Here is an 11,212-nt window from a genome sequence, read left to right as displayed (position 1 = left end):
GCGCTAGCTTCTCGATCATGGAGCTGGAGAGCGCGCCGCCCGAGGTGGTGGAGGCCCGCCGGATGGTCGCGGAGATCGTCGGGGCCGATCATCCGGTGATGGCGCGCGCCGTGCTGGAGGGCGTGCTCGACGGCGGGCGCTTCTTCCTGGTCTCGCAGGCGCTGGAGGGGCTGGCCGAGCTCGATCGGGACGCCGCGGTGATCGCGCGGGCCGAGGAGCTGCTCGTCGCCGCGGCCGGGACGGTGCCGATCGAGGGGCTCGCCGCGGTCGCGGCGCACATCGACGAGGTGCTCGCCGCTCCGGTCGGTACGACGGTGCACTGCGGTCCCGCCCCGGCCGATCCCCAGCCCGACGATTCCCAGCCCGACGATTCCCGGCCCGACGAGTCCCGGCCCGACGAGTCCCGGCGGGACGATCTGGCCACCGGGACCGCCGGACAGGCGCATCTCGGCGCCGCACCCGGAGGACAGGCGCCGAACAGGACGGCTGGTTCTCCGCACGCCGACACCCGGCGGGCGCTGAGGGTCGGTCGAGGGCGACGACGGACAGGGCATCGAGACCGGCGTCCTCCGGCAGGGGCGGTGGCGCCGCGGTCTGCACGGGCGGTTCCACGCGGTCGGTCGGTCCCTCGGACCGTCGACCGGCGCCGGTTCCTGATCGGCTCAGCAGGCGCAGGCTCACCACTCGCCCGGCCGCCACCGTCCGGGACGTCGAGCCGGGCGCCCTCGAAGGTCGGGTCCGGCTTCGCTCCGCGGCGGCATGGGCAAGCGACGCCCACCGTCGAACCGTGCCGGGTGGTTCAGAGCTGCCCGGGCTCGTCGTCCAGCAGCTCGGCCACCAGCCGGGCGGGGTCGGCGAGGAAGGTGCGGGTCCACGCCACCGGCATGGCCTCGTCGTGGGCGACGGCGTGCCGCGAGCCGTCCTCACCGGCCGGGACGGCCTCGTCGGCGCTGCGGGCCCGGGTCCGGCCCGGCCCGCGACGCGCCGACCCGCCTCCGGGCCCCGGTCACCGGCCCGAGAGCAGCGCCGTCAGCTCGTCGACGGCCCGGCGCAGCTCCGAGGCGAACCGCTCCATCTCCTCCCCCACCTCGGCGGGGGTGCTCAGGTGCACGATCCAGCGGTCGGGCAGCAGGACGTAGGCGACGCCGATGCAGTGCGTGCTCGTGGACCCGAACCCGAAGAGCCGCACGTTCACGGAGGGGGCCGAGCTGGTCGACAGGTAGTCGTCGCGCATGACGCGCCAGCCCGGGGAGTCGACGACGGCGAGCGGCTCCGTCGCGCCGAGCTCGGCCCCGCGGCGCTGCTGGATGAGCGAGAGCTCCCACAGGTGCTGCTCGGGGGCCTGGCCCGCCTGGCACGCCCGGGCCCGCTGGCCGTGGGCCTGCGCGGCCGCCTCGAAGGCGGCGCGGCGGGTATCAGGGTCGGCCTCCGGGTCGTCCATCGCGGCGACGAACGCGAGGATCTCCGGGGTCACCACCCGCATCGCCTCGGTGCGCCCGTGGTGGAACTGCAGGGTCGCGATCGACTCGTAGGTCGCCCCGGTGAAGCCCTTCGCCCGCCGGTGCGCGAGCTGGTAGGCCAGCTGCGCGAACGCGTCCGGTGAGACGCCGAGCTGCTTCGCCCGGTCGCTGCCGTGCTGGTCGAACGCGACCACCTGGGTGGCCACCGCGTCCGCGAAGGCGGTGAAGTCGTGTGCGGCGTCCCGGACGTCGGCGGCCCGCTCGTCGGTGAGGACGAACGACAGCTCCCGCGCGGCCGGCTCGCCCTGCGACCGGGCGCCCAGCCGCTCGGCGTGGGCCGCCGTGGTCTCCGCGAAGATCCCGTCCACCAGGGCCAGGACCGTCGTGCCGTCCAGCCGGCAGTGCTCGGTGTTGATGCCCGCCGCCCCGTCGGCGAAGACGACGAACGTGACGGCCTTGTCGAACCAGCGGTTGCCGCTGTCCCCGGCGAGCAGCTGCTTGCCGCGGGCGAGGTCCTCGGTGGGCGCGACGTCCTCGAGCGCGACGCAGAAGAGCGCCGTCTCGATGTCCTCGAGGGCGGCCGCGTTGTCCGGGTGCTCGTCGCGCAGGGCCTGCCGGCTCGTCGCCCACGCCGCGCGGGCCTTCGTGGTGAGCGCCCCGACGCCGGGCCCGGGCGCGTCGACCCCCGCCCGCAGCGACCGCAGCGCCTCGGCGATCTCCGCGGCGGTGTGCGGCGCGCCGTCCGGGCCGAGCACGTCGAGCCGGAACGCGTGCCCGCGGACGAGCACGACGACGTGCCGCTCGGTCGAGGGGCCCGGCCAGTCCTCGGTCCAGGGCGTGCGGGCGGTGTCCTGCGCCTCGCCGGGGATGCGGGTGGCCGAGAACAGGAACTTGTGCTGCTCCATCGTCATCGGCGCGCCGCGGCGGGTGGCCGGCGGGAGCGTCCCGGTGTCGACCCGGTGCTTGTGGTCCAGGGCGCCCAGCACGAGCGCGGCCGCCCGGCCGGCCTGGTCCTGCTCGGCGGGGTCGGTCGGCGCCTCGAAGAGGAAGAAGAAGTTGGCGTTGAGGGCGATGCGGTCGCGCCGGCCGAGGTAGCGGGACTCCCAGAAGTCGTCGAGCCAGCTGTGGGTGGTCGGCGCCGCGTCGTAGTCCTCCAGCGCGGCCTGCAGCACCGGGCCGGGCCCGTCGGGGCGCAGGAGCTCCTCGGCCGCCGCGCGGGTCTCGCGGAGCTGTTCGGCGTCGAGCAGCGGGGCGGACCACTCGAGGAAACCCTCGGCGCTCGCGGCCAGGGTCGGCACGGGCACGCGGGGCAGGTCGTCCTCGGCGTCGAAGGTGCCGAGCGTGCCGGGTCCGGCAGCGTCGCTCATGGTGTCCTCGGGGGTCGGGGGCGGGGTCAGTCGAGCAGCGTGTCGGAGCGCACCGACGCCGCGCCCAGGTGCAGGGCGTCGACGCGGCCGAAGAGCTGGCGGGTCCGGGTCGGGGAACCGATCACCCCGGGCCGGTCGCTGTAGGCGAAGATCGCGGTGTGCCGCGCGGAGGCGCCGGCCACCGGGGTGACCCGGTGCAGCGCGAACCGGCCGCGGAAGAGCTGCAGGTCGCCGGGCCTCAGCTCGAGGGAGCGGACGGGGGTCCGGTCGCCGTCGAGCACCGCCCGCACCCCGGCGAGGTTCTCGTCGCCGGGCGCCCGGATCCCCGGGCAGAACTCGAAGGTCCCGCCGGCCTCGGGCTCCCGGGTGAGCAGGCTGACGGCGATCTCGTTGGTGTCGAAGTGCCAGGGGTGGTCGTCCCCGGGCGCGACGACGTTGAGGGTCAGCCCGGAGTACGGGTCGGCGAGCGGGTGGACGTCGTCGAGCTCGAAGCACGCGGCCAGCAGGCGTCGGAACCCGGCGTGCGCGTAGAGCCGCTGGACCAGGTGGTCGGCCGGGATCCGGTCGCGGGCCACGAACGCGTTGCGCCGGGTCAGGGCGACGCGCGCCGGGTGGGTGGCGGGCAGCGTCGGGTCCGGGTCGGTGTTGTAGACGTTCACCCGGGCGGACGCGGTGTGTGCGTCGGGCGCGACGGCGTCGCCCTCGGCCCGCAACCGGTCCCGCAGCTCCGGGCGCACCACGTCGCGCAGCACCGTCGCCCCGAGGGCACGCAGCTCCTCCCGGGCCCGGCCGACGGTCCTCGACCATCCCGGTGCTCCGGGATGGTCGAGGGGGTAGCGGCCGGTGTCCACCACGCCGTCGATCACGTCCGAGCCCACGCCAGCCCCCTCTCCCGCAGGGGCGACCCTAGGGGTGATCAACCGCGGGCCGGGAGCCCGCCCCGCCGGACGGGCAGGCCCGGTCAGACGCCGCGACGGATGAAGTCCGCGCAGCGCTCGCCGATCATCATCGTCGTGATGCACGGGTTGACCGTGATGAGGTCCGGCATCACCGACCCGTCGGCGACCCGCAGCCCGTCCACGCCCCGCAGCTTCAGCGTCGGCGTGACCGGCGCGAGCGGGTCGTCGTCGGCACCCATCTTCACCGTGCAGGACGGGTGGTAGACGGTGTTGTGGGTCTTCCGGATGTAGTCGAAGATCTCCTCGTCGGTCTGGGCGTCCTCCCCGGGGGCCTGCTCCTTGCCCACCCACTCCTTGAGCGCGGGCGCCGCCGCGATCTCGCGGGCGACGCGGACGCCGCGGATCATGACCTCGCGGTCGTGCTCATGGGTGAAGTAGCGGGGGTCGACGGCGGGCTTGTCGCGGAAGTCGCGGGTGCGCAGCCGGACGGTGCCCTTCGACTGCGCGCCGGTCACGTTCGGCGTCAGGCAGAACGTGTTCTCCGACGACGGGTAGCCCCAGCGCAGCAGGTTGAGGTCGAACGGCACCGACCCGTAGTGGAACATCAGGTCGGGTGTCGTGCGGCCCTCGGCGCCGGCGAAGATGCCGATCTCCCACCACTGCACCGACTCGGTGGGCATGGTCTGCAGGGCCTCCCACTGGACGAGGCCCTCGGGGTGGTCCTGCAGGTTCTCGCCCACCCCGGGCGCGTCGACGCGGACGTCGATGCCCACGCTGCGCAGGTGGTCGGCCGGGCCGATGCCCGAGAGCATCAGCAGCTTCGGCCCGTCGATGGCGCCGGCGGACAGGATCGTCTCGCGGCGCGCCGTGACCTCGACCGTCCAGCGGGTGTCCGGGGTGCGCAGCGCGACGCCGGTGGCGCGCGGCCGCGCCCCGGAGTCGTCGAAGGTCAGGCGCTCGGCGCGGTACCCGGTGAGGACGGTGAGGTTCGACCGCCCCAGGTTCGGGTGGATGTACGCCGCCGACGCCGAGCTGCGGGACCCGTCGGGGTTGGCGTTGACCTGGAACCAGTTGGACCCGCGCAGCACGGTGCGGCCGGTGTTGAACGGCGTCACCGGCAGTCCGACCTGCTCGCACGCCTCGAGCAGCGCCCGCCCGCACGGGTCGCGCGGGGCGATCGAGCGGATCGTCACCGGGCCGTCGGTGCCGCGGCCCGGGGCCTCGGCGTGCTCGCCGCCGTCGAGCGCGGTCTCGAGCTTGCGGTAGAAGGAGTAGCACTCGTCGGCGGACCAGCCGGTGGCCCCCGACGCCGCCCAGTCGTCGAGGTTCTCCCGCGGCGCCCAGAACGCGATCGCCGAGTTGTGTGACGAGCACCCGCCGAGCACCTTGGCCCGGGCGTGGCGCATGAACGAGTTGCCGAACTCCTGCGGCTCGATCGGGTAGTCCCAGTCGTAGCCGGACTCGAGCAGCTCCATCCAGCGGGACAGGTCGAGGATCGCGTCGTCGCCGACGTCCGACGGGCCCGCCTCGACGAGGCACACCGTGACGTCGGGGTCCTCGGAGAGCCGGGACGCCACGGCACACCCGGCGGTGCCGCCGCCCACGACGACGTAGTCGAATTCGTTCTCGGCCATCACGCCTCCTGGACGGGCTCGTCGATGGGTGTCCCGACGCGCGCGTGCTCAGCGACGACGCCGGTCTTGTGGCGCTGCACGGTCCAGTAATAGGCGAACCCCGCGCCGAGGATGATTCCGGGCAGCAGCACACCGCCCCATTGCAGGTACCAGTGGAACGGCTCGGAGGCGTTGTAGATCTCCCGCCGCGGCCAGGCGAGGTTCACGGTCATCGCCCCGCCCCAGAGGATCGCGAGGATGTTCACCGGCAGGCCCCACCGCCCCAGCGAGAACCCGTCGGGCCGGGGGTGCCAGGTCCCTCGCAGGCGCTGGACGAGCATCGGCACCGTCACGAGCAGGTACGCCGTGTAGATCATGATGATCGCGATGGAGGTGACCACGGTGTAGATCTGCGGGCTGAAGGTCACGAGCAGCAGCACGATCGCGATGACCCCGATCGTCACCGACGAGACGACCGGGGTACCGAACCGCGGGCTGATCGTGCACAGCTTCGAGCCGGCGGGCAGGTTGTTGTCCCGGCTCATCGCGAACGCCAGGCGGATCGCGGCGGCGTGCACGGCGAGCGCGCAGACCACGACGGCCACCGCGACGGCGATGAGGATCACGGTGCCGCCGCCCCGGCCGAGGACGGCGAGGACCAGCGCCTGCAGGCCGCCGAGCTGGCTGAAGGCGGGATCGGCGAGGTCCGGCGCCGACATGATCGCGAACAGCAGGATGAGCCCGCCGAGCAGGAAGGAGAAGAAGAGCGCGCGCAGGATGGCCTTGGGGGCGTTGCGCCGCGGGTCGTGCGACTCCTCGGCCAGCGAGCTCGCCGTGTCGAAGCCGTACATCACGTAGAGCGAGGCGAACATGGCCACGAGGAAGGCCCCGGCGTAGCCGAGCGGCCTCCCGCTGGTGTCGATGCCGCCCGTGCTGAGCACGATCTGTGGTCCGCGCACGATGTTGATCGCCAGCAGGACGATCAGGACGCATGCGGCGATCAGCTCGATGAACACCCCGGTCGAGTTGATCTGGGCCATGAGCTTGGTGCCGAACGCGTTGATCAGCGTGGTGAACACGATGAGGGCCGCGGCCAGGATGACGCCGTTCAGCGCCTCGGAGTTGGTGGCTTCCGCGGGGATGAACTGGAAGCCCGACCAGATCTGCGGCAGCGTCGCCTGCAGGGCGAGGGCCACCGCGGCGATCGACACGATCGACGCCGTGAGCATCGTCCACCCGGCCAGCCACGAGACGCCGTGGTGCGAGAGCCGCTTGCTCCAGTTGTAGATCGACCCCGCCACCGGGAAGCGGGCGGCGAGCTCGCAGAAGCACAGCGCGACCATGAGCTGCCCGACGAACACCAGCGGCCACGACCACCAGTACGCCGGGCCTCCCGTGCCGAGCCCGAGGTAGAACAGCTGGAACGTGCCGGTGAGGATCGAGATGTAGCTGATCCCCGCGGCGAAGGTGTGGAAGCTGCCGAGCGAGCGGACGAGGCTCGGTCGGTAGCCGAACTCGTCGATGTCCTCGGCGTCGGTGGCGCTCGCCTGCGGATGTGCCTTCTCGTGGCTCGAGCTCATGAACCACTCCCTGGTGTGGAAGTCGATGAGGGGAACCACCCGGTCGGTCCGGGCCGGGTGTTGGTCCAGATGTGCTTGGTCTCCTGGTACTCGGCCAGGCCCGCCCGGCCGAGCTCGCGCCCGACGCCGGAGTGGCCGTAGCCGCCCCACTCGGCGGCGGGGACGTACGGGCCGAAGTCGTTGATCCAGACGGTGCCGTGCCGGAGGCGCGCGGCGACCTCCTCGCACACGCCGGTGTCGGCGGAGAACACCGCACCGGACAGCCCGTACTCGGTGTCGTTGCCGATCGCCACGGCCTCGTCGAGGTCGGTGAAGGTCTCGACGGTCAGCACCGGGCCGAACGACTCGTCGTGCACCACGGACATGTCCCGCGTGCAGCGGTCGAGGATCGTCGGCGGGTAGAACCAGCCGTTCGCGAGCCGCTCCTCGGTGGGCCGCTCCCCGCCGCAGCGCAGCACCGCCCCCTCGGCGACCCCGCGCGCCACGTAGGCCTCGACCTTGTCGCGGTGCGCCTCCGAGATCAGCGCACCGGTCTCGGTGCCCTCCTCGTCCGGCCCGCCGAGGCGGATCCGCCGCGCGCGCTCGACGAGGTCGTCGACGATCCGGTCGTGGGCGGTCTCCTCGACGACGAGGCGCGCGCCGGCCGAGCACACCTGCCCGGAGTGGAGGAAGATCCCGGTGAGGATGTTGTCCACCGCGGTCTCGTGGTCCGCGTCGGCGAAGCAGACGAACGGGTTCTTCCCGCCGAGCTCGAGCGCGACCTTCTTCACCGTGGCCGCCGCGTTCGCCATGAGGACCTTCCCGGTGGCGAGGCCGCCGGTGAAGCTGACGAGGTCGACGCGCGGGTCGGTCGACAGCGGGCCGCCCGCCGTCGCCCCCGCACCCAGGACGAGGTTGGCGACGCCGTCGGGGACCCCGGCCTCGGCGAGCAGCTCCATGAGGATGATCGCGGTGTGCGGGGTCAGCTCGCTCGGCTTGAGGACGAACGTGCAGCCGGCCCCGAGCGCGGGGGCGACCTTCCACGCCGTCTGCAGCAGCGGGTAGTTCCACGGGGTGATCAGCGAGCACACGCCGACGGGCTCGTGGACGACCTTGCTCCGCGCGTCCGGCACCCCGGTCTCGACCAGCCGGCCGTCGGCGGCGGCCGCGAGGTGCCCGAACCAGCGGAAGCAGTTCGTGATGTCGTCCATGTCGATCTCGGACTCGACGACCCGCTTGCCCGTGTCGTCGGTCTCGGCCCGCGCGAGCCGGTCGCGGTCGCGCTGGAGCAGGTCCGCGACGCGCAGGAGCAGCAGCCCGCGCTCGGCCGCCGGGACGTTCGACCAGCGGCCGTCGTCGAAGGCGGCGCGGGCGGCGCCGATCGCGCGCTCGGTGTCCTTCGCGGTCGCCTCGCTGACCTCCGCGACGAGGTGACCGTCCGCCGGGGACCGGATTTCGCGCGTGCCGCCCTCGGCCGCGTCGGCCCACGCTCCGTCGATGTAGAGCTGCCCCACGCGCTCGCTCCCCCGCCCGTTGTCACCCGTCTGCCCGGTTTGGGCACCATCGGCTCACGATGATGTCACCTCCGGGCCCGGACGGAAGCCCCCCAACGCGACTCCGGGCGCCACCCCGGGCACGCGCCAGGCGCCGCGGCACGGTGCCCTACGATCCGCTCACACCGGCGGGGGCCGCCGGTCGTCGCACCGGGAGGGCGCATGGGGCGCAGGGGCTGGGTCCGGACGGCGGCTGCGGTCGCCGGTGCGACGGTGGCCCTGCTGGCCGCGGCGTGCTCGAGCGACCCGCCGCCGCCCGGCGAGCAGCACACGATCCAGTTCACCGCCACGTCCTCGGCGGCCGGCACCGCGTTCGGCCGCTACGTGACGGTCGGGCAGCTGGGCAGCAACCAGGAGATCACCTTCGCCGCGGTGCCGTTCGACCGGACGATGCCGGTGGGCTACTCGCCCCAGCCCAAGATGCAGGTGTCGCTGGTCGGGGTGCCGCCGAACTCCCGGCTCACGTGCCGCATCAGCGTCGACGGCCAGGTCGTGGCCACGCAGACCGTCAGCGCGCCCGGCCAGGACGCGGTCTGCGCGGCGCCCTGATCGGCGGCGCTCCCACCCGGAGAGCACGAACGGCCGATCCGTGACCGAAGAAGGTCACGAACCGGCCGTTCGTACCGTCCGCGCGGGACTCAGCCCGGCGGGGCCAGCTCGACCCGCTCGGCCAGCCAGCCGGTGATCCGCCCGGCGGCGAGCTGGTTGCCGGTCGGCTCCCCCGGCGCGATCGCTCCGCCGAAGTGGGTGCCGCGCACGGCGAGGTGCGTGAGGTCGGCGGCGCCGAGCGCCCCGACCATCCGGCGGGAGTCCTCCGGGAAGGCCGCCTGGTCGCCGGTCAGCTCGACGAACAGCGTCGGCACCCGCACCCCCGGGGCACACCGCTCGAAGTCGGCGTACGACGACAGCCCCGACCAGGTCGAGAGCCACGCCTCCGGGGTCGTCAACCGGCCGAAGCCGACCTGGCCGTAGTTGATGAGGTCGGGACGGGCGCCGAACAGCGAGCCGTAGGGCCGCTCGCTCGGGTCGATCGAGAGGTCGACGGTGCGCGGGTCGGCGTCGGTCCGGTAGACGGTGAGGATCTGCGGGGCCAGCGCACGGCGGCGGTCGGCCGCGTCGCCGGTGCGCCGGTGGGCGGCGCGGGCCTCCGCCGCGCGGGCCACCAGGGCGCGGGCGGTCGCGTCGAGGCGGGCGACCCGGTCCCGTTGGGCGGCCCGGTAGCGGGCGAGGAACTCGGCGGAGTACGAGGAGCTCGCCGGCGGCTCGGCGAAGCCGTTGGCCGGGTCGAAGGCGTCCAGCTCTCCGACCGCGGCCAGCGGGTCGCGCTCGTCGGACACCGACGGGTCGATGCAGCCCAGCAGCAGCCGGCCCTGGCCGGGGTGCGGGGCGAGGAAGACGACGCCGTCGGTTACCGGCATCGCGGCGTCCGCGAGCTTCGTGGGCCGGCCACCCGGGGTGGTCGCGACGCGGTCGGGCCCCGGGAGCGCCGCCTGCTCGAGGTAGTAGGCGAACAGGGTCCCGCCCCCCGAGTGGCCCAGCGGGACGATCGCGTCGAACCCCTGCTCGCGCAGGAACACCATCCCGGCGGCGACGTCGAGCAGGGCCTGCTCGTGCACGAGGGCGAGGTCGTTGTTGACCGAGCGGGTGTGCTGCGTCCACACCGCCGCCCCCGCGGCGAGCAGGGCCGGCACGAGCGGGTGGTGCGTGAGGTCCTGCCGCGGGTGCCCGAGGCACACGACCGTGCGCGCACCGGGCACCGTCGCCAGCACCCCGCGCACCGTGGCACCGTCCGCCGTCGTCAGCTCGTGGACGCTCATGGTGGTCGACGCCGGGCGCCCGTCGGCGACGATGTGGCGCCCGGCCCCGAGGCCGCGGGTCGGCGCGCTCACCGCGGCTCGACCCGCAGGGCGTCCTTGTCGTGCTGGACGATCTCCCCGCCGCCGACCCCGGCGACGCAGCTGTACCAGACCGCGTGCCGGCAGCCCGTGGCGCGCCGGTCGACGACGATCGCGCCGTCGGCCGTGATCTCGAAATACGGGCCGAGCTTCGCGACGGCGACGTCGGGGTCCTGTCCGGCGACCTTGGCCACGGCCGTGTTCTCCGGGACGTCGAGGACGTAGAGCGCGGTCACCGGCTCTGCTCCAGCTCCCAGGCGGCCGCCCGCTCGACGATGAGCTCGGCCTTGCGGGCCAGCAGTTTGCCGAAGCTCGGCTCCGGCGCGCCGACCACGTCGAGCAGCGCGTCGATCGTCAGGGTCGCGTCGAGGTCCTCCTGCGGCGTCACCGGCCGCATCGCGCGGGTGAACTCGACCATGTAGCCGTTGGGGTCGTGCGTGTAGATCGACTCGATCGTCTCGTGCTGGATCTGCATCTCGACCGGCCACGAGGACGCGTCGAGCCGGCGGCGGTACTCCAGCAGGTCGTCCTGGTCGTCGACGTGGATGGCGAGGTGGCGCGACCGGACGAAGAACTCCGGGGTGTCGGGCCCGAACCCGGCGTAGGCGTCGCCGCGCGGCGCCTCGTGCACCGGCTCGAGGCCGAAGTAGTAGAAGAACGCGATCCGGTCGTCGTTGCCGATGTCGAAGAAGAAGTGGATGAAGTCCGGGTGGTCCTCCGGACCCCAGCCCGCGGCGCAGATCGAGTGCACCACCGGGAAGCCGAGGGTGTCGCGGTAGAAGCGCACCGTCGCCACGGGGTCGAAGGTCGGGAACGCGGCGTGGTCCACCCCGCGGACCTTGTGCTCGAGGGGCTCGAGGGGCATG

Annotated in this window: 10 protein-coding genes; 1 reads left to right on the top strand and 9 read right to left on the bottom strand. The window is 73.7% G+C overall.

Annotated elements, in window-relative coordinates:
• The 6 genes from HH311_RS30905 to HH311_RS08060 all read right to left on the bottom strand — a co-directional run.
• Positions 1–446 (bottom strand): hypothetical protein (locus tag HH311_RS30905; protein WP_211189782.1); only part of this gene is annotated, 446 nt, incomplete at its 3' end.
• A gap of 560 nt (positions 447–1,006) precedes the next feature.
• Positions 1,007–2,827: a choline/carnitine O-acyltransferase gene (locus HH311_RS08080; protein ID WP_169183084.1), complete on the bottom strand. Its 1,821-nt coding sequence runs from the start codon at positions 2,825–2,827 to the stop codon at positions 1,007–1,009.
• A 26-nt stretch (positions 2,828–2,853) separates the two neighbouring features.
• A complete protein-coding gene (locus tag HH311_RS08075; RefSeq protein WP_312030000.1) occupies positions 2,854–3,705 on the bottom strand; it encodes an arpA protein in 852 nt (283 codons plus the stop codon).
• Positions 3,706–3,788: 83 nt separating this feature from the next.
• On the bottom strand, positions 3,789–5,360 hold the full coding sequence (locus HH311_RS08070; protein WP_169183083.1) for a GMC family oxidoreductase: 1,572 nt from the start codon (positions 5,358–5,360) through the stop codon (positions 3,789–3,791).
• Positions 5,360–6,919 carry an APC family permease gene (locus HH311_RS08065; protein ID WP_169183082.1) on the bottom strand — a complete coding sequence of 520 codons (1,560 nt, stop codon included), beginning with the start codon at positions 6,917–6,919 and terminating at the stop codon, positions 5,360–5,362. Before HH311_RS08065 ends, HH311_RS08070 begins: the two co-directional genes overlap by 1 nt.
• Positions 6,916–8,412, bottom strand: coding sequence for an aldehyde dehydrogenase family protein (locus HH311_RS08060; RefSeq protein WP_169183081.1), 1,497 nt, complete (start codon positions 8,410–8,412; stop codon positions 6,916–6,918). Before HH311_RS08060 ends, HH311_RS08065 begins: the two co-directional genes overlap by 4 nt.
• A 201-nt stretch (positions 8,413–8,613) precedes the next feature.
• Between HH311_RS08060 and HH311_RS08055 the strand changes: the two genes are divergently transcribed.
• Entirely contained in the window at positions 8,614–9,000 is a 387-nt protein-coding gene (locus HH311_RS08055; protein WP_169183080.1) for a hypothetical protein, read from the top strand.
• An 89-nt stretch (positions 9,001–9,089) separates the two neighbouring features.
• Here HH311_RS08055 and HH311_RS08050 read toward each other — a convergent pair whose 3' ends face one another.
• The 3 genes from HH311_RS08050 to HH311_RS08040 are packed head-to-tail and all read right to left on the bottom strand — an operon-like array spanning position 9,090 to position 11,211.
• On the bottom strand, positions 9,090–10,340 hold the full coding sequence (locus HH311_RS08050) for an alpha/beta hydrolase (protein ID WP_169183079.1): 1,251 nt from the start codon (positions 10,338–10,340) through the stop codon (positions 9,090–9,092).
• A complete protein-coding gene (locus HH311_RS08045) occupies positions 10,337–10,582 on the bottom strand; it encodes a hypothetical protein (RefSeq protein ID WP_169183078.1) in 246 nt (81 codons plus the stop codon). The genes HH311_RS08050 and HH311_RS08045 overlap by 4 nt, the downstream gene beginning before the upstream one ends.
• Positions 10,579–11,211 (bottom strand): VOC family protein, encoded by a 633-nt coding sequence (locus HH311_RS08040; RefSeq protein WP_169183077.1) that lies wholly within the window; start codon positions 11,209–11,211, stop codon positions 10,579–10,581. The genes HH311_RS08045 and HH311_RS08040 overlap by 4 nt, the downstream gene beginning before the upstream one ends.
• Between the last annotated feature and the right edge of the window lies 1 nt (position 11,212).

Source organism: Actinomycetospora sp. TBRC 11914, from assembly GCF_012933465.1.
Classification (GTDB): Bacteria; Actinomycetota; Actinomycetes; order Mycobacteriales; family Pseudonocardiaceae; genus Actinomycetospora.
The sequence above is the reverse complement of the archived record's forward strand: the minus strand, read 5'-3'. Positions and strand labels throughout refer to the sequence as shown.